15 protein-coding genes are annotated in these 19089 nt (G+C 38.4%); 10 read left to right on the top strand and 5 right to left on the bottom strand.

Annotation, left to right across the window (positions count from 1 at the left end; all coding sequences use genetic code 11):
• Positions 1-2076, top strand: a complete 2076-nt coding sequence (locus AC27E9_RS15380) for a bifunctional diguanylate cyclase/phosphodiesterase (RefSeq protein ID WP_487131694.1) — start codon at positions 1-3, stop codon at positions 2074-2076.
• 52 nt (positions 2077-2128) lie between these two features.
• Here the strand turns inward: AC27E9_RS15380 and AC27E9_RS15375 are convergent, their stop codons facing one another.
• A complete protein-coding gene (locus tag AC27E9_RS15375) occupies positions 2129-3994 on the bottom strand; it encodes an alpha/beta hydrolase family protein (RefSeq protein ID WP_487131692.1) in 1866 nt (621 codons plus the stop codon).
• 671 nt (positions 3995-4665) lie between these two features.
• Between AC27E9_RS15375 and AC27E9_RS15370 the strand changes: the two genes are divergently transcribed.
• The 3 genes from AC27E9_RS15370 to AC27E9_RS15360 all read left to right on the top strand — a co-directional run bounded on the left by AC27E9_RS15370 (position 4666) and on the right by AC27E9_RS15360 (position 8936).
• Positions 4666-6249, top strand: a complete 1584-nt coding sequence (locus tag AC27E9_RS15370; protein ID WP_487131690.1) for an alkaline phosphatase — start codon at positions 4666-4668, stop codon at positions 6247-6249.
• 25 nt (positions 6250-6274) lie between these two features.
• Positions 6275-8116 (top strand): alkaline phosphatase family protein, encoded by a 1842-nt coding sequence (locus tag AC27E9_RS15365; protein ID WP_487131688.1) that lies wholly within the window; start codon positions 6275-6277, stop codon positions 8114-8116.
• Between the two features lie 115 nt (positions 8117-8231).
• On the top strand, positions 8232-8936 hold the full coding sequence (locus AC27E9_RS15360) for a hypothetical protein (protein ID WP_487131686.1): 705 nt from the start codon (positions 8232-8234) through the stop codon (positions 8934-8936).
• Positions 8937-9013: 77 nt separating this feature from the next.
• On the opposite strand, the gene AC27E9_RS15355 is transcribed toward AC27E9_RS15360, so the two are convergent.
• The 3 genes from AC27E9_RS15355 to AC27E9_RS15345 form a co-directional block, all read right to left on the bottom strand.
• Entirely contained in the window at positions 9014-9979 is a 966-nt protein-coding gene (locus tag AC27E9_RS15355; protein WP_487131684.1) for a precorrin-2 dehydrogenase/sirohydrochlorin ferrochelatase family protein, read from the bottom strand.
• A gap of 68 nt (positions 9980-10047) precedes the next feature.
• Positions 10048-10530 carry a putative 4-hydroxy-4-methyl-2-oxoglutarate aldolase gene (locus tag AC27E9_RS15350; RefSeq protein ID WP_487131682.1) on the bottom strand — a complete coding sequence of 161 codons (483 nt, stop codon included), beginning with the start codon at positions 10528-10530 and terminating at the stop codon, positions 10048-10050.
• Between the two features lie 128 nt (positions 10531-10658).
• Positions 10659-11396, bottom strand: coding sequence for a substrate-binding periplasmic protein (locus tag AC27E9_RS15345; protein ID WP_487131681.1), 738 nt, complete (start codon positions 11394-11396; stop codon positions 10659-10661).
• 162 nt (positions 11397-11558) lie between these two features.
• On the opposite strand from AC27E9_RS15345, the gene prmA reads away from it, so the two are divergent.
• The 6 genes from prmA to purD all read left to right on the top strand — a co-directional run bounded on the left by prmA (position 11559) and on the right by purD (position 18083).
• Entirely contained in the window at positions 11559-12440 is an 882-nt protein-coding gene (gene prmA, locus AC27E9_RS15340; RefSeq protein WP_487131679.1) for a 50S ribosomal protein L11 methyltransferase, read from the top strand.
• Between the two features lie 186 nt (positions 12441-12626).
• Positions 12627-13604, top strand: coding sequence for a tRNA dihydrouridine synthase DusB (gene dusB / locus AC27E9_RS15335; protein ID WP_487131677.1), 978 nt, complete (start codon positions 12627-12629; stop codon positions 13602-13604).
• 5 nt (positions 13605-13609) lie between these two features.
• Positions 13610-13897, top strand: coding sequence for a DNA-binding transcriptional regulator Fis (fis, locus tag AC27E9_RS15330; protein ID WP_044832893.1), 288 nt, complete (start codon positions 13610-13612; stop codon positions 13895-13897).
• A gap of 198 nt (positions 13898-14095) precedes the next feature.
• Positions 14096-15697, top strand: coding sequence for a bifunctional phosphoribosylaminoimidazolecarboxamide formyltransferase/IMP cyclohydrolase (purH, locus tag AC27E9_RS15325; RefSeq protein WP_487131675.1), 1602 nt, complete (start codon positions 14096-14098; stop codon positions 15695-15697).
• Between the two features lie 220 nt (positions 15698-15917).
• A complete protein-coding gene (locus AC27E9_RS15320) occupies positions 15918-16733 on the top strand; it encodes a class I SAM-dependent methyltransferase (protein WP_487131673.1) in 816 nt (271 codons plus the stop codon).
• Positions 16734-16796: 63 nt separating this feature from the next.
• On the top strand, positions 16797-18083 hold the full coding sequence (gene purD / locus AC27E9_RS15315) for a phosphoribosylamine--glycine ligase (RefSeq protein ID WP_487131671.1): 1287 nt from the start codon (positions 16797-16799) through the stop codon (positions 18081-18083).
• A gap of 81 nt (positions 18084-18164) precedes the next feature.
• Here the strand turns inward: purD and AC27E9_RS15310 are convergent, their stop codons facing one another.
• Positions 18165-18908, bottom strand: a complete 744-nt coding sequence (locus tag AC27E9_RS15310) for a hypothetical protein (RefSeq protein WP_487131669.1) — start codon at positions 18906-18908, stop codon at positions 18165-18167.
• Positions 18909-19089 lie beyond the last annotated feature (181 nt).

Below are 19089 nucleotides of genomic sequence, written 5' to 3'. Positions count from 1 at the left end.
GTGAACAGCAATAAATTTTTTTCAATTCGCTATAAAATGATTGTGTTAATGGTTTTAGTAAGTGTGATTGTTGTATGCGTTGCAGCGCTACTTTTTTATAATAATAATGAAACTATTTTGGAAAATTCGGTTATTGAAAGTGGTCAGCTGCAAGCGGAGATTGTGGGATCTTCGTTAGTGTCAGCGATTATTTTTGATGATGATATTTCTGCATCGAATACTTTATCGTTATTGTCTAAAAATGAATATGTTGAATATGCCGCGGTATATTTAGCAAACGGCAATAAATTTTCTCAATACCATCGTACTCATCAAAAGCAACACCGAAGTTCTGTGCCATATTATATTGATGAACAGCAAGCTATATTAGCTACAACTTTGCGCCACAAAGTGGCGTTTTTAAGGGATTTACACTTAGAGAGCGTTGATATTATTCGTGATAATGGCCATATTCTTGGTTATCTCTATATTCGAACATCTCTTGAAAAGCTAAACCAACAGCGTATTTATTATCGAGATATTTTATCTTACGTTATTGTCTTTAGTATCTTTTTAGCAATCTTGTTATCTGCAGCAACACAAAGAATTATCACTCGACCGCTTAATTTAATGGTAGGTCACGTACGAGAATTAAGTTTAAGCAAAGATTATAAAAAGCGTTTAAATTTAACCTTAAATGATGAGCTCGGTACATTGGCTCATGGCTTTAATCATATGATTAATGTGGTTGAGGAGCGTGAAAAAGCATTGCAAAACCAAAGTAATAACTTGCAAACCATTGTTAATGAAAGAACTGAGCAATTATATCAAAAGGCTCATTTTGACTCATTAACACACTTACCTAATCGTTATTTATTATCTGACCGCCTAGAGCATGCGATATATGGTGCAAAAAGAAAACAAGATGGCTTAGCAGTGTTATTCATGGATCTAGATAGATTTAAAATTATCAACGATAGCTTAGGACATGATGTTGGTGATGAATTGTTAAAGGCGGTTGCTAAACGCTTGCAAACAATAGGTCGAGATATTGATACAGTTGCTCGTTTAGGTGGTGATGAATTTATTTATCTCGCTGAGAATATTTCTAAGCCAGAAGGGGCTGGTAGAATTGCTCAGAAAATTCACCAAGCATTTGAAGCACCATTTATTCTTCATCAACATGTATTGCATGTGTCAGCGAGTATTGGCATTAGTATTTATCCTAGTGACGGTGTGGAAAGTAGCCAGCTATTGAAAAATGCTGATGTGTCTATGTATGAAGCCAAATCACAAGGACCTGGACATTACAGCTTTTATCACCATGATATGGATGCAACTATTCATCAACGCTTAAACATTGAAAACCATTTGAGAAAGGCTGTTGAGCAAAAAGAGCTTTATTTGGTTTATCAGCCACAAGTTAATATAGACACTGGTGAAATAGAAAAAGTAGAAGCTTTACTACGATGGAATAATCATGAGCTTGGTAATGTTTCACCGGCTCAATTTATCCCGGTAGCAGAAGAAATTGGGATTATAAACCAGTTGGGCAAATGGGTGATTCATGAAGTTTGTCGACAGAAAAAAGCATGGGGCACGCAAGATATTCGAGTTGCTATAAATATTTCGTCAAGTCAGTTACTTGATGTTGATTTACTTGCCTATATAGAAGACATATCTCAATTTTATGGTATGGAACTAAAATATTTAGAGTTAGAAATTACTGAAGAAGTATTCTTAGAGTACTCGAAACACACTATTAACGTATTAACTGAGCTGCAAAAATTAGGTATCAAGATAGCGATTGATGACTTTGGTACTGGTTATTCTTCGTTGCGTTATTTGAAAGAGTTGCCAGTTGATACTTTAAAACTTGATGGCATGTTTGTGATGGACTTAGCAGAAAACAGTGCCAGTAAAGGGATTGTTTCATCAACGATAATTTTAGCACACAGTTTAAACATGAAAATTGTTGCAGAATGCGTTGAAACCAAAGAGCAATTGGCATTTTTAAAGCAACAAAATTGTGATTATGCGCAAGGCTTTCACTTATATAAACCTTTGTCTGCAGATGCAATGTTAGAGTTTTTATAGCAACTTTATTATGAGCAGGGGAACAAGTATTCTTACTTATTCCTCTATGATTTTATTCTGTGTTATTTAGTAAGTTTTTTTCTAAAAACTCTTCAAACGACGTCAGCGTTTTTATCCTATTTTGCTCTATTTCTAAATGATGATTGCCATTTTTCAACTCGACGTACTCTACATTCTTTTCGTAATCTTGCAATTCATCACGCATCATTTGGCTGTGCTTGATATCAACAATACGATCTTTATCTCCGTGAATCAGTAATACCGGAATATTTACCTGTTTAGCAAAATTAACCGGTGATTGTTGTTCTAACTTGTCATAATCATCACCTATTTGCTTTTTCACAACTTGATAGTTAGTAAACCTTCTCGACTTTTTAACAAGGTATTCAAGATCTGATACGCCGGCGAAACTGCCCGCGCAACGAAATATTTCTTGTTGTTTCACCGCTGCCATTAATGCAGCGTATCCACCATAACTTGCACCGATAATACAAACATTGTCAGTACTAATGTCGTAATTTGTTGTTAACCAAGTTGCTGCGTCAGCGAGGTCGTTTTGCATGGCACCTCCCCAACTTTGAATCGCAGCCATTTCAAATTTAAAGCCATAGCCTGACGAGCCACGAAAGTTTGGCTCTAATATAGTGTAGCCACGGCTTGCAAAAAACTCGGTAAACCAGTCAAAACCACCGTAATTTCTTGCCATTGGTCCGCCGTGAGGAATGACTAACGCCTTTTTGTGTTGAGGTGCATTTTCGTGTGGCAGGGTAACATAGGCTTCTATCATGGTTTTATCCCGCGCCTGATAGCTAACCTTTTCTTTACCTGAGAGCTTTTTCTTGGTCAGCAAAGGGTATTGTTCTAATACAAAACTTAATGAGCCAGCTTTACGGTCACCTAAGAAATAGGCGCCTGGTGTTGTTGGGTTACTTGAGAATAGAATGTATCTTTGCTCGTCAGCGCTAAAACTGGAAATGTTATTGTAAGCCTCTGGAATTGCCTTATCTATTGCTTTTTGAAATTGCGCATATTCATAGGCAAAGTAAATTTTCGCATTATTAGCTTCGCCATGATAAACGCCAATTACGTCATTACTTTTTTTCGAGTAAATAAGCGAGCCTTCAATATCATAGTTTTCATCGGCATAAACTAATTCTCGTGGTAAGTCTTCTTTACTCACGTCAACTTTAAAAATAGCGTAGCGGCCATTATGATCAGCTCGAATATAGAGTTCATTCGGGTTTAAGCCGAATCCAAGCGGTGAGATATCAGGAGCATCGAAGATTTCATATTCCCAAATATTACGCCACTTTTCAGTTTTTAAATCGTATAAGCGGTAGAATATTTTTGTTTCGTCACGGCCAAAACCTAAGCGTAGTCGATGTTGTCGGTCTGTCATCCAGTCATAAATATTACTTTTACCACGATATTCCAAATGTCTGATACGTTCACTTTCTAAGTTAATTTTATAAACATCAGGTTGATTAGCGACTTTTAGGTCGATGGCCATCAAAATGTGATTCGGCTCATCAGGCAATATATCGATAATGTTGTTTTGAAATTGTGCAAAGCGTTCTTTGCTTTTAGGTTTTATCACAGAAACAGCTGAGTCGCTGCCATCAGCTTTTACTTTTAATAATCTTGTTTCTGTATATTTATTGCCATAGCGTGAAACTGGATAATCAGCACTTATCAGCAATGTTTCGTTATTCGCCCAGAGGAACCAGCCAAGTTTAAATTTTTGGTTATCAGTTCCAACGATGTACTGGGTTTTTGATTTTACTAAATTGGTAGTGCCAATGTATGTGCTACCTTTAATAATACGAATAAAGGCAATTTGATTGCCGTCTGGTGATAGCTTAACTTGGCTAACTTCGGGTAAGTTACCAAAAGCTTGAACAGGTAGTTGCTCAGTCACTGCTGTTGCGTAGCTGGCAAATAAAAGTGTAAATAATAGACAGGTAATTATAAGGGGGTTGAAACGGCTCATCCTTGCCTCGTATTGATTATGATATTAATAAAGAAAAGCTTATGTTAGCGCTATTTATTGCTAAGTAAATGATTTTCATCGTATCGAGCTGAGAAAACCTCTATCTTAGATGTTGGTTGTGAATACCTTTAGTGTAAAGATGCGTAAAGTGCTGAACTTATTTTGTAATTATTGACTCTATAGAGTTATTACTACATTAGATGATAGTTGGAATTATTTATGCGTCATGACACTGAAATTACTACCGTAAAGCCAATACAGCAGCAATTACATTTTTTTAGTGTGTTGTTGTTATTTATCATCATGGCACTGGTGGCGTAACGACGACGAACGCACTTCGCGGATTCAAGTTGTTTTTCTACGATAGCTTATTCTGGTAATGCCATAATATTTAACCTTTTTGCGTACATCTTAATGTTTTACTGGCTATTTATATTTTTTACTAATGCTCTGTAATGTCTTTGTTATAAAGCTTTCATTTTCCCGTCATGTTTCTTTTATCTTACTGTCACTTTAACTGACTAGTCTGCTGGTGGTGCTGATGCCTTTGCGTTAGCAAATACACTCATTTAATTAAAAATAACACCAAAGGAAGCATTATGAACTCGAAATGGGTTTCACTTTCAGCTTTGTCATCATTTTTGCTCTCCAGCGTTGCTGTCGCTGGCGTTTTGCCAAATGTACAAAAAGAGAATTCGTGGTTTGTTGATGGTGAGCAAGAAATTACTGCGAAAAAGTCACTGGTTACACGCAATAAAGCCAAAAATGTCATCCTATTTGTTGGCGATGGTATGGGAATATCTACCTTAACAGCAGCACGCATCCTTGATGGTCAAACACAGGGCAAATCTGGTGAAGAAGGTTATTTAAGCTTTGAGGAATTTCCTTATTCTGCACAAGTCAAAACCTATAATGTTGATGCGCAAACTCCAGATTCAGCCGGCACTATGACCGCTATGATTTCAGGGGTTAAAACGGATGTTGGCGTTATTGGTGTTGATGAAGATATAGCTCGCGGTGATTGTACAACGGTTGCTGGTAATGAACTGGTTACAGCAATTGAAGCTGCGGAAATAAAAGGTTTGTCAACAGGGATTATTTCAACTGCACGAATAACCCATGCAACGCCAGCTGCAGCCTATGCTAAATCTGCTGACAGAAACTGGGAAGATATATCTGATATGCCAGAAAATGCAGTTACCGCTGGTTGTGTTGATATTGCCAGTCAACTTGTACATTTTGAAAAGAATTTAGAACAGCGTTTTCCTGGAGTTGATGTTGACGGCATTGAAGTGACTTTTGGTGGCGGCCGTCGTCATTTCTTGCCTAAAGATGTAAGTTTTAATACTGCCGATGCAGCAAGTGAAATTGAAGGTGATCGCACAGACGGTGTTGATTTAACCGCAAAATGGCAAGAGCAATACGAAAATGGCCAATATGTTATCGATCAAGCAGGTTTTGATGCTATCGATGCCAGTTCAACTGAACGAGTTTTTGGTTTATTTAATGAATCACATATGCAGTATGAGGCTGACCGTGAAAATGATATAGCGGGCGAACCGTCATTAACTGAGCTAACCAGTAAAGCGATCGATATTCTAGATAATAACGAAAAAGGCTTTTTATTAGTTGTCGAGTCCGGCCGTATTGATCACGGGCATCATGCTGGTTCTGCTTACAATGCGCTAACCGATACTATTGAATTTGCTAAAGCCGTAAAAGCAGCTGTGGCAAATACTAACCCGGAAGAAACATTGATTTTGGTGACGGCAGATCACAGCCATGTATTTACCATTGCTGGCTACCCTAAACGTGGTAATCCAATTTTAGGAAAAGTGGTTAACGTTGGTGACACTGAGCCGACACTGGCTGCTGATGGTTTGCCATACACCACTGTGGGCTATACCAATGGTCGAGGCTTTAGAAACCTTGCCAATGAAACGAATGCTGATGCAACTTATGGTGAAGAGTCAGTTGCAGGCAGACAAGACCTAACTATTGTTGATACCACTGCAACCGGATTTCACCAAGAAGCGACAGTGCCATTAAGTTCAGAAACGCATGCCGGTGAAGATATTAGCTTACATGCAACAGGCCCAGGAGCACACTTAGCTCAAGGTGTTATTGAGCAAAGTGTGGTCTTTCATATTATTAATCAGTCTCTTGGCTTAATAGCCAATTAATCTTGTCACTTTCTAGGAATTAACAATGAAAACTTTAAAAATTTTATCCTTGTCGGTATTGGCAGCATTAGCTGGTTGTGATGGTGATGATGGCAAGAATGGTAGTAATGGCACAAATGGCACAAATGGCACAAATGGCACAAATGGTTTAAATAGTTTGATTAATCAAACCGTGTTAGCCGTTGGTCATGAACAATGCTTAAATGGCGGTATCCAAGTAGATTCAGGTATTGATGATAACAATTCAGGAATACTTGATAGTGGCGAAATTGATGCAACTGAATACGTTTGTTCGGCGGCGGTTACGCAAGTGCAAGGCTCTGCTTTAGATGCAACAACTAATAATGCTTGGTATGAGCAAGGACAACAAGTTTTAGCGCAAGCAAAAGTAAACCTTCAGAAAGTCAGTAACACTCAGGGTAAGGCGAAAAATGTTATTTTATTTGTTGGTGACGGTATGGGTCTATCGACCGTAACTGCAGCTAGAATTCTTGCTGGCCAGCAGTTAGGTAAAATGGGTGAGGAACACCAATTAAGTTTTGATAAATTTCCATTTTCTGGTTTTGCTAAAACATATAATGTTGATGCGCAAACACCTGATTCTGCAGGAACCATGACGGCGATGATGTCTGGTGTGAAAACTGATGTTGGTGTTATTGGTGTTACACAAGCCATCGAGCGTGGTGACTGTAGTACTGTTTCAGGCAACGAGCTAGTTACGGCACTTGAATTAGCGGAAATAGCGGGTAAATCAACTGGAGTTATCTCTACAGCAAGAATTACTCATGCAACACCAGCTGCTACTTATGCTAAATCGGCGGATCGTAATTGGGAAGATATTTCAGATATGCCTAGCGATGCGGTAGCCAATGGCTGTGTTGATATAGCGTCGCAATTGATCAGTTTTGAAAGTGACTTAGAGAGTCGTTATAGCGGATTGGATGTTGATGGTATTGAAGTAGTGTTTGGCGGTGGTCGTCGTCATTTTCTACCAAAAGATGCGGCTTATAATACCGCAGATGCAGTAAGTACAGTTGAAGGTGATCGTACCGATGGCCGAGACTTAACGGCCGAGTGGAAAGCGCAATACCCTGCTGGTAATTATGTTATTGATCAAGCAGGGTTTGACGCAATTGATGCTGATGCCACTGAGCGAGTATTTGGTTTATTTAATGAATCGCATATGCAATATGAAGCCGATCGCGAAAATGACATGCTAGGAGAGCCGTCATTGAGTGAAATGACCAGCAAAGCAATTGATGTACTCGATAACAATGAAGAAGGTTTTTTCTTGATGGTAGAAGCTGGTCGTATTGACCACGGACATCATGCTGGCAGTGCGCATGGCGCATTAACTGACGCGATAGCTTTTGCTGATGCTGTGCAGGCAGCAGTAAATTCAACTAACCCAGAAGATACGCTAATTATAGTAACAGCGGATCATAGTCATGTATTTACTATGGCTGGTTATCCTAAACGTGGTAATCCAATTTTGGGTAAAGTCGTCAGTGTTGGCAGCACTGAGCCAAGTTTAGCGAGTGATGGTATGCCTTACACCACACTAGGTTATACCAATGGCAAAGGTTTCCGTGATTTGGGGGCTGAAACCAATGCTGATGAAGGCTATAACGGTGATGCTGTTACGGGACGCGTAGATTTAACCAGCGTTGATACTACTACGGCAGGCTTTCATCAAGAGGCTTTAGTACCAAGAAGCTCTGAAACTCACGCAGGTGAAGATGTTGGTATTCATGCTATGGGGCCTGGCTCTCATTTAATAACAGGCACTAATGAACAAAGCATTATATTCCATGTAATGAATTATGGTGCTGACCTCGTTAGTCTTGCAGAAACAGCATTAGAGTAGTGTGCTAGTAGTGAAATGTCGCAATAATAATGATTGCGACATTTTTATTTGTGAAAATTATGACATCGCGTTTGATGTTGCAATATTAACGAGAACAATGCTTAGGTTAGTAATTATGAAAGTTATTACATTTTGCTTCTCACTTTTTTCCTTTAATAGTTTTGCGCAAGAGTGCCAACTTGCAGTTGACTCGATCAGTGCTCAGTATCAGGTAATGGAAAAGACTGAATTGCTTGAAACTGCGCTAAAGCAAAATAATTCGCCAGTAGTGATTGAACTTCATCGCAACGGAAATCGCGTACTGCAGCGTTTTGCTAATAAAGGTATTAGCAATATTTGGTCAAAAATGGCAAATAAGCGTATTTCGCTAGTGCGAGTATTTGAACAATATCAGCACGCTATTGAATATCAGCCAAATGAATTGGGCCGAAAGCCAAGTTGGCAAAGTATCAATCAATTACTACCAGTGCCTGATCTCAAGAAAATGACATTAACTTCGAAAGTTGGTGATGGTTGTCAGTTAGTTGAGCACTATCAGTTAAATGTTGGTGTGGATGAATATCAACTGACTTGGATGCCAGCACTTGCGTTGGTTAACGATTTTAAAGTTAAAACTAATAAGCTAACCAAACAATGGAAATTAACATCTTTTGAAGTGAATAGTGCTCGCTCAGCTGATTTGTTTACACAGTATATGAATTATAACAGTACCGATTATGCAGATATTGGTGACAATGAATCGAATCCATTTCTAGCAAAAATGATCCATCAAGGATTCATAGCGGAAAGTCATGTCATTGATGATGAACATCAACATTAGTGTTTGTAATATATTGGCCAATTAAATGAGAAAACCACAGTAGAGTGCTGTGGTTTTATTTTTAAGTGTATTGAGTTTTAACAACCGCTATAAATGTGCTTTTTGATAATTTTGCTTTGGCTAAGCATGGCATTGTTTGGAATTTCAATGTCACCGGCAAGTAGGTAGATAACTTTTTCACCTTGCTCGGCTAATTCTATAGCGTGTTGACTATTGATCAAAATGCTTGACGAAATATCTTGAGGGTATTTATTGGCATCGCGGCGAGCGTACTCTATTAAGTCGGTATTAACTTCTTGATCGTAAAATACGGCGTCGGCAAATTGCATCTCTCGGTGCGCTTTTAGTGTTAAGTTGTCAGGGTTGCCATCTAAGCTATGAATAAAAACAAGTTCTCCACTCGGCGGTGGTGTTTGCTCTTTCAAACTACTTATTAATTGCTGTTCGGCATGAGTGGTATTTCCATCTAAAATTGCTTGGCCAATACTGCCACGTAAAGTACGTTCCCAAAAGGTACGGCGGTCACGAATACTTTTTACTCTCGCTTTTACATGATCGCGAAATTTAAATGAAAAATCGGCTAGTTTACCGTAGCCATTAGGTAAACTTTTCTCTATTTGCTCACGTAACATGCGCAGTAAAATTGGTGCACTGCCAGAGCTAGACATGGCAATTATCATTGGGCTGCGATCAATAATTGCTGGCGTAATGTATGTGCAAAGCTCGGGTTGATCAACAACGTTGGTTAGTAGCTTTAGTTTTGCACTTTCTTTTGCAACTGCACTGTTGACTTCACTGTTGTCGGTTGCAGCTATCACAAGGTTAATTTTTGTTAAATGACCAGGTTGATAGTTATGTTTAAGCCATGTTAATTGATGCAAGTTCACCAGTCGTTCAACACTGCTGCCTAGTGTTTCAGACATTACGGTAATATTTGTGGTCGACTTTAATAGTAAATCTATTTTTCGAGCCGCAACTTCACCACCACCCACTATCATGGCGTTAATGTGCTCAGCATCTAGGTATACAGGAAAATACTTCATGGCTATTATTCTCTAACTATTCTAGTACTTAGTTTCTTCGCACATTGGCGACACTAAGATGATATCTGTTAAAAAGATAATAGTGCTTTACTAATCGCTAAGCCATTACTATCACCATAAATATATTGACCTGGATTAAAACTTAGCTCTGCAAAGCTAATCGTGGCATTAATTTCACCTTGGCCACGCTTTTCTGTTTTAATTGGACAACAGCCTAAAGCCTTCACTGCAATAGGCAGTGTTGCTATTGTTCCAGCATCACGAATACAGCCGTTAATCACAATGCCTTGCCAGCCGTTTTTTACCGCTTGTTCCGCGAGCATATCGCCAAGTAAGGCTCTAGTTGTACTGGCTTTGCCATCAACTACCATTATTTTACCTATGCCGTTTTGGGCAACCAGTGCTTTGACTTTTGAATTATCATTAAAGCAACTAACGGTGACAATTTCGCCATGAAAAATTTTGTTGCCACCATAATCATTAAAAATAGGGGCAGCCAAGCTTAATTGCTGTTCATATTCGTCGAATAAATCGGGTAGTAAATCTAACATTGGCATCCTCGTAAATAGGTTTATTTTTAGCCTATTTACTGTACCAAATCTGGCAGTGTGGTTTTGTTGTTCATGATGATAACGATTATAACCGCTAGCTATAATTATAAGCAGCTAATATTACTTAGTTACATTTGCCATTTAGTTAGTATTTTTTGATAGCTACCATCAGCTTTCATCTTATGTAAGGCAGTCGACAGTGCAGAAACAATTTTCTTGTCGGTTGTTAGGCTTGCTGCAATATATAAATCACTAGCGAAATTAGGTACTTTATAATTAAGTTGTAATAGCTTAGGGTCTAGCCCTATTGCTTCAAGTTCATACTGCCATAATATGCTATTGGTAAACGCTGCATCGATTCGACCGCTGTATAGTAGCTCCCATAAGACATCATATTTACTGCTAATGAATAAATTTTCATTAAGAGTAAAGTTATTTTCAAGTAAATAGCTTTCTGCAAGGTCACCTCTAATGGTGCCAACTGAGTATGTTTTTGCGGTTGCTAAACTATCTATTTTTATTTCCGGGCGTGATTTTAAGGTCGCTAAGTAGGAATTTAGAGTATATAGCTTGCCAATCCATTGGAATTTTTTTTCTCGTTTTTTATCTCTAAATAGTGAGAATATCAGTGTATTTTTTTCATTTAAGGCGAGTTGGTAACTACGAGCCCAAGGGTAAAATTTAATTTCAGCCTTAAGTTGTGCTTTTCTCAACATGCCTTTTACAATTTCCACCATGGCGCCGCTGGCATGTTTTTTCTCATCTAACATCTGCAGCGGTGGTACTTCTTCACTAACTATATGTAATCGCTGTGCAAACGTTAATACTGAAAAGCAACTTAATATAAACAAGGTTATTTTTAGCATATTATTTGAACCTTATTGAATTATTAGTATGAATTTTTACGATTATTATTGTTTAATCACCCAGAGTTAAGCGATAAGTTTTATTTTAGTATATGACCAACAGGGTAGGTTGTCGCGCCGTTGAGTGATAAACTATGCGAAAAATTTGTAACGAGAAAAGTCATGCCTTGGATACAGCTTAGATTAAGCGCAGATGAAGAAACAGCAGAAAAATATAGTGATTGGTTAAGTGCTTGCGGTGCTCAAGCTGTCACTTTTATTGATGCTCAAGATACGCCAATTTATGAGCCACTACCTGGCGATGAAGTCATTTATTGGAATAACACTGTCGTTATGGGCTTGTATGATGCTAGTCATGATATGGACAAAGTACTTAGTTATTTAAAAAGTATTCATCCAGATAAAGAGAACATGGCTTACAAGCTTGAACAACTTGAAGATAAAGATTGGGAACGAGAATGGATGGATAACTTTCACCCAATGAAGTTTGGTCAGCGATTATGGATTTGTCCAAGCTGGCGAGAAGTACCTGAGCCTGATGCCGTAAATGTTATGTTAGATCCAGGTCTAGCTTTTGGTACCGGAACACATCCAACAACAGCACTTTGTTTGACTTGGCTTGATGGCTTGGACTTAACGGGCAAAACTGTGGTCGATTTTGGTTGTGGTTCTGGTATTTTATCTCTTGCGGCATTAAAACTAGGCGCAAAAAAAGTGATTGGTATTGATATTGATCCTCAGGCGTTGCAAGCGAGTTTAGAAAACGCAAAGCGTAACCAGTGTGAAGATCGTTTAGAATTATTTCTCCCAAAAGACCAACCTGAATTTAAGGCTGATATTGTTGTTGCGAATATTTTAGCTGGGCCATTACGTGAGCTTGCTCCGGTGATTCTTGAGTATGTAGGTGATAAAGGTGTGTTAGCGCTTTCTGGTGTTCTAGAAGAACAAGCACAGCAATTACAAGAAATTTATGGCCAGTTTTGTACTATGGACCCAGTAACCGTAAAAGATGAATGGGTACGCTTATCAGGTATTCGTCACTAAATAACCAAAAAATGAGCAGGTTTTGTTACTAGATTGTACGAAATCTGCTCACATTAATCATTTATAAAATGTCAATATAAAAAACGTGAAAAAAAGCGCTTTTTGTTCAATTTATATCCTTTTCAATCTCAAAAAAAACACGTAAACTGTGCGCCCTTTTGACGGGTAGCTCAAAAAAACACCAGTGTGAAAATAGGTCCATATACATTAGCAAGCAATACTATGCTTGCGCCCATGGCGGGAATTACCGATCAACCATTTAGACAATTATGTTGTCAAATGGGGGCAGGGTTAGCGGTATCAGAAATGATGTCTTCAAATCCAAAAGTATGGAATACCGGAAAGTCTCAACGACGAATGGTGCATAGCGAAGAAGCAGGAATAAGATCAGTACAAATTGCTGGTTCTGATCCTGAAGAATTAGCTTTTGCTGCTCAGTTTAATGCAGATAATGGTGCTCAAATTATTGATATTAATATGGGCTGCCCTGCAAAAAAGGTAAATAAAAAATTAGCAGGTTCAGCGTTATTAAAAGAGCCGGCATTAGTTGAACAGATTGTTAAGTCTGTTGTTGAAGCCGTAAATATTCCGGTAACGCTGAAAATTCGAACTGGCTGGTGTGAAAACACTCGCAACGGTATCGAAATTGCTCAAATTGCACAACATAACGGTATTCAATCGTTGGCTGTACATGGGCGTACTCGTAATGACTTTTATAAAGGTGATGCGGAGTACGATACCATTAAAGCAATTAAACAAACGGTGGATATTCCAGTTGTTGCAAATGGTGATGTTACTTGTGCAGAAAAAGCTGAACAAGTATTAAATTACACTGGGGCTGATGCCATTATGGTTGGTCGTGGTGCTCAAGGGAAACCTTGGATTTTTCGAGAAATTAATCACTTCTTGAAAACAGGTAGGCATATGCCTGCGCCTTCAATGGATGAAGTGCGTTCAATTTTAATTGGTCATGTAAAGGATTTACACAATTTTTACGGTGACTTTATGGGTGTACGTTTTGCCCGTAAACATGTTTCTTGGTATATGCAAACGCATGAACAAGGAAAATCGTTTCGTTCTATTTTTAATGCGCTTGAGTCTGTAACAGAGCAGCTTGATGCATTAACTATGTATTTTGATAATTTAACTTTAGAAAGAGTCTGAACTTTATGTTTGAACAAAATATTTCCTCTCCATTTATTACTGGTGATCTACAAACTCAGACAAAGGCATCGCCTTTACGCACACAAGCAAAAGTAGCTATTAAAAACTACTTGTCTCAGTTAAACGGTAATGACGTTGATGATATGTATGACCTTGTGCTTTCAGAAATTGAAGCGCCAATGCTTGAAGAAGTAATGCAATATACTCGTGGTAATCAAACCCGCGCAGCAAACTTGTTAGGCATCAACCGTGGTACTTTACGTAAGAAGTTAAAAAAATACGGTATGAACTAAGATTTACGACAGGTTATCCTGTCAGATAAAAGCACCCTCGGGTGCTTTTTTGTTTTTAGGGAAGTAAAAGTTATCCATTTAGTCAACTTTCTTTCTGGATAGGAATTATCGCCAAGCGATATTGAGCAAGAGCTCACTGCCACGGATATGTGTCATAGGCCAGACAATCATTTTAATTTATAGGTAATTAGAAAAACCATGAATACTCCACGCCCAATCAAACGTGCACTACTAAGTGTTTCAGATAAAACTGGTATTGTAGAATTTGCTCAACGTTTAGCTGAGAAAAATGTCGAAATTTTATCAACTGGTGGTACTGCAAAGTTGCTTGCTGAAAATGGTATTAACGTTATTGAAGCGTCGCAGTACACAGGTCACCCTGAAATTATGGATGGTCGTGTAAAAACGCTTCACCCTAAAATTCATGGCGGTATTTTAGCACGTCGTGGTGTTGATGAAGCGGTAATGAGTGAAAATAACATTAGTGCAATTGATATGGTCGTTGTAAACCTATACCCATTTGCTAATACAGTAGCAAAAGAAGGTTGTAGTTTAGAAGATGCTGTTGAGAATATCGATATTGGTGGTCCAACTATGGTGCGCGCTGCAGCAAAAAACCATAAAGACGTTACCATTATTGTAAATGCTAATGATTATGGCCGTGTTTTAGCTGAAATGGATGCAAACAATGATTCATTAACGTTCAATACCCGTTTTGACTTAGCCATTGCAGCCTATGAGCATACGGCAAGTTACGATGGTATGATTGCTAACTACTTCGGTAAAATGTTGTCAGCGCATAGTAATGAAGCAAGCGAAGTAAACTTCGAAGAAACACATAAATTCCCACGTACTTTTAATAGCCAGTTTATTAAAGCACAAGACTTACGCTACGGTGAGAATTCACACCAAGATGCAGCATTCTATGTTGAAGCTAACCCTGAAGAAGCGTCTGTTTCGACAGCTAAACAAATTCAAGGTAAAGCGTTATCTTACAACAATATTGCTGACACAGATTCGGCATTAGAATGTGTGAAAGAATTTGATGATGCTGCCTGTGTTATTGTAAAGCATGCAAACCCGTGTGGTGTTGCTATTGGTGACAATATTTTAGCAGCATATGAGCAAGCATATAAGACGGATCCAACATCAGCATTTGGTGGCATTATTGCTTTTAACCGTGAATTAGATGCAAATACTGCTGAGGCTATTGTATCTCGTCAATTTGTTGAAGTTATTATTGCGCCTAGTATTTCTGATGCGGCAGCACAAATTGTTGCGGCTAAGCCTAATGTTCGTTTATTAGAGTGTGGTAAATGGTCAACAACAACTACTGGTTTAGACTACAAACGCGTTAACGGTGGCTTATTAGTACAAGATCGTGACCAAGGTAAAGTTACAGCTAACGATTTGAAAGTTGTTACGAAGCGTCAGCCTACTGAAGATGAAATGCGTGATTTACAATTTTGCTGGAAGGTAGCGAAATATGTTAAATCAAACGCCATTGTTTATGTAAAAAATAGTATGACAATTGGTGTTGGTGCAGGTCAAATGAGCCGTGTATATTCTGCTAAAGTTGCTGGTATTAAAGCCGCAGATGAAAACTTAGAAGTTGCAGGGTCAGTTATGGCATCTGATGCATTCTTCCCATTCCGTGATGGTTTAGATGCAGCAGCTGAAGCAGGTATTACTGCTGTTATTCAGCCAGGTGGTTCAATGCGTGATGCAGAAGTTATTGCCGCGGCAGATGAGCACAACATAGCTATGGTGTTTACTGGCATGCGTCATTTCCGCCATTAATTTGCTATCGAAAAATAGTAATGTTCAGTTTCTAGGCTGAACATTACTATGATAAGCAATGCGTTAAATAGCGCTGATAAATGTTTGAGTAACATTTAGAAATACTCGATTAAGTTCAACGGTTGTTTTTTCTCGATAAGTTAGTCGAAACGGCACTGAATATCTTGAAAAAATCTGCTATAACTAGCGTTTAAAAATAACTAGTTAATGGAAGATAACAATGCATACAACAGCTCAAACGATTAAAAAAGTTTTTACTGCGTCACTAATCTCTGCGACGTTATTATGCTCAGGCATGGCAACCGCACATGTTCATGGCCAGCTTGATCAAGCAATTGCCGGTGAGCATCGTTCTGACAAAAATAAAGCACGTGACCAATACCGTCATCCCAAAGAAACGCTAGAGTTTTTTGGTTTTGAGCCATCAATGACCGTTGTTGAAATTACACCGGGTGGTGGTTGGTATACTGAAATATTAGCACCAGCGGTTAAAGGTAAAGGTAAATTATATGGTGCCCATTACCCAGATACGAATGAAGATAATTACTTTAGTAAATCACGTAAGCAATTAGTTAAAAAAATGGCGAGTAATGCGGTTTTCAGTGAAGTTGAGTTAACTAACTTTGTACCACGTAAAGCCAGCGAATTAGCTCCAGCAGGTAGTGCTGATTTAGTACTAACCTTTCGTAACTTGCATAACTGGCGTGATGCAGGTGTAGAGCAAGCGTTCAAAGATGCTTACAAAGCCTTGAAAAAAGGTGGAGTATTAGGTGTTGTCGAACATAGATTACCTGAAGGTGTCGATGCAGAAAAAGCGAAAGGTTATGTTTCTCAAAGTAAAACTATTGAGCAAGCAAAAGCTGCAGGCTTTACATTAGCAGCAAGTAGTGAAATTAATGCTAACTCGAAAGACATGGCTGTTTACCCTAAAGGTGTTTGGACATTACCGCCGGTATTGCGTTTAGGTGAGAAAGATAAAGCAAAATATATGGCGATTGGCGAAAGTGATCGCATGACTTTAAAGTTTGTAAAATAATATAATTAAGCTGCTATATAGAATTTCTATATAGCAGCATTTGTAAATTAGGAAATTAAGTTAATGAATGTTTTGGTAATTGGTAGTGGTGGTCGTGAGCATGCGCTTGCATGGAAAGCAGCACAATCAGATGCAGTAACAAAGGTTTTTGTTGCCCCAGGTAATGCAGGTACAGCAACAGAAGCTAAGTTGGAAAATGTAGCTATTTCGGTAGGAGATATTCCAGCATTAGTTGAATTTGCGAAAAGCAACAATATTGCATTAACTATAGTTGGTCCAGAACAGCCCTTAGTTGATGGCGTTGTTGATGCTTTCCAAGCTGAAGGCTTGATGATTTTTGGGCCAAGTGCAAAAGCTGCACAACTTGAAGGTTCAAAGTCTTTTACCAAAGACTTCTTAGCTCGTAATAATATTCCTACTGGCGCATATCAAAACTTTACTGAAATAGAACCAGCCATTGCTTATGTTCGTGAACAAGGAGCACCCATTGTTGTTAAAGCTGATGGCCTAGCGGCAGGTAAAGGTGTGATTGTTGCTATGACATTGGAAGAAGCAGAAGATGCTATCAAAGATATGCTAGCAGGAAATGCTTTCGGTGATGCCGGTCACCGTGTTGTAATTGAAGAATTCTTAGAAGGTGAAGAAGCAAGCTTCATCGTTATGGTTGACGGGAAAAATGTATTGGCGTTCGCTACTAGTCAAGATCACAAACGTGCTTACAATGGCGATCAAGGTCCAAATACAGGTGGTATGGGGGCATATTCTCCAGCGCCAGTTGTTACGCCGGAAATTCATCAACGTGCTATGAATGAAGTTATTATGCCGACAGTTGAGGGTATGGCCAAAGAGGGCGCACCATACACTGGCTTTTTATACGCTGGTTTAATGATTGACGCAGACGGTACACCAAAAGTGATTGAATACAATTGTCGTTTTGGTGATCCAGAAACTCAACCTATTATGATGCGTTTGAACTCTGATCTTGTGGAGTTATGTTTACTGGCTTGTCGCGGTGAGTTAGATCAAGCGAGCATTGATTTTGATCCACGTCCAGCTGTAGGTGTTGTGTTAGCAGCAGCTGGTTACCCAGCTAGTTACCCAAAAGGTGATGTAATTTCAGGTTTAGATACTAATAAGTCTGCAGATCGTAAAACTTTTCATGCTGGCACTGCAGAAAAGAACGGCGACATTGTTACTGCTGGTGGCCGAGTGTTATGTGCTACAGCTATGGGAGAAAATGTTACGCAAGCACAAAAATCAGCTTATGAATTACTTGCAGAGATTTCATGGCAAGGTGTTGAATATCGAACTGATATTGCGTACCGAGCAATTGAGCGAGAACAACAGTAATTAGTCACATACTTTGCTAATGATAAAATTAAAAAGCCCAGCATTAATGCTGGGCTTTTTAATTTACTTATAATTCTTATGTTAGTTATTGAGCTTAGCTAAAGTTTCTTTTTTTGCACCACCAGCTATAGCAGCAGCAATTGCTGAGTCTTTATCAAAACCAGAATCAATAGCTGCGTTAACAATACCTTTGTTATGGTCGTCAGTACTTTCAGTAACAGCAGTAGTCACCACTGTTTCAGCTTCTTGTGGAAATAACGCTAATATTTCTTTTACGATATTAGTTGCTTGTTCGGGTATCGCGGTAATTGCCGCAGTTAAAATATCTAAAACCTTAGAAGGGTAGCTTGTAGCCGTATTATTAACGATATTGTTCATATCATATGGTTCTGTTCTTATGGCAATACGCACAATGTTTTCTAATTCGCTGGGGCTATACTGGACAGCGGTATTAACAATTTCTTGAGCGTATGCAGGTTCTGCTTTAATCGCAATTTTTACCAATTCGCTACTAGGAGCAACATCTGCTTTTATAACATTTTCTATTACATCGCATGCTAGAACAGGCTCTGCTGATAATGCACCTAACATAATTTGGCGATATTTTTCAGGGTATCTTTCCAAAGCAACTGACATAACGACATCAACTTTCTCTGGATAGCGAGAAAGAATTGAATGAACGCTACTTTTTATACTTCTGTGTTTTTTAACTTGTTGGTTTAATATTTTGGCAATTAAACGTTCCTGTTTATACTCAGCATAATCCTTTGCGATAACTGAACTACTAATTCCAGCAAGCATCAACAAGATGATTAGTTTTTTCATTTGTTATGCTCTCTTGGTAAATTTATTGCATTTACGCTTTATTATTTTTATGTGCAAAATAATATAGTGTATAAAATAATTATTATCTCCTGTGTTTTTATACATGATAAATTCGTAATTATGCAGATAACTGATTTTTAACCTACCTTATTAGTCTGTTAAATAGTCATATGGTTCAATA

The sequence above is a fragment of the Colwellia meonggei genome, assembly GCF_057537295.1.
Note: the sequence above shows the minus strand (reverse complement) of the source record. Positions and strands in the feature narration are given on the sequence as shown.

Bases quoted from the DNA above. Each gene is read 5' to 3' on its own strand.
- AC27E9_RS15370 (WP_487131690.1), top strand. From the start codon at position 4,666: ATGAACTCGAAATGGGTTTCACTTTCAGCTTTGTCATCATTTTTGCTC.
- AC27E9_RS15365 (WP_487131688.1), top strand. From the start codon at position 6,275: ATGAAAACTTTAAAAATTTTATCCTTGTCGGTATTGGCAGCATTAGCT.
- AC27E9_RS15360 (WP_487131686.1), top strand. From the start codon at position 8,232: ATGAAAGTTATTACATTTTGCTTCTCACTTTTTTCCTTTAATAGTTTT.
- AC27E9_RS15355 (WP_487131684.1), bottom strand. From the start codon at position 9,979: ATGAAGTATTTTCCTGTATACCTAGATGCTGAGCACATTAACGCCATG.
- AC27E9_RS15350 (WP_487131682.1), bottom strand. From the start codon at position 10,530: ATGTTAGATTTACTACCCGATTTATTCGACGAATATGAACAGCAATTA.
- AC27E9_RS15345 (WP_487131681.1), bottom strand. From the start codon at position 11,396: ATGCTAAAAATAACCTTGTTTATATTAAGTTGCTTTTCAGTATTAACG.
- prmA (WP_487131679.1), top strand. From the start codon at position 11,559: ATGCCTTGGATACAGCTTAGATTAAGCGCAGATGAAGAAACAGCAGAA.
- fis (WP_044832893.1), top strand. From the start codon at position 13,610: ATGTTTGAACAAAATATTTCCTCTCCATTTATTACTGGTGATCTACAA.
- purH (WP_487131675.1), top strand. From the start codon at position 14,096: ATGAATACTCCACGCCCAATCAAACGTGCACTACTAAGTGTTTCAGAT.
- AC27E9_RS15320 (WP_487131673.1), top strand. From the start codon at position 15,918: ATGCATACAACAGCTCAAACGATTAAAAAAGTTTTTACTGCGTCACTA.
- purD (WP_487131671.1), top strand. From the start codon at position 16,797: ATGAATGTTTTGGTAATTGGTAGTGGTGGTCGTGAGCATGCGCTTGCA.
- AC27E9_RS15310 (WP_487131669.1), bottom strand. From the start codon at position 18,908: ATGAAAAAACTAATCATCTTGTTGATGCTTGCTGGAATTAGTAGTTCA.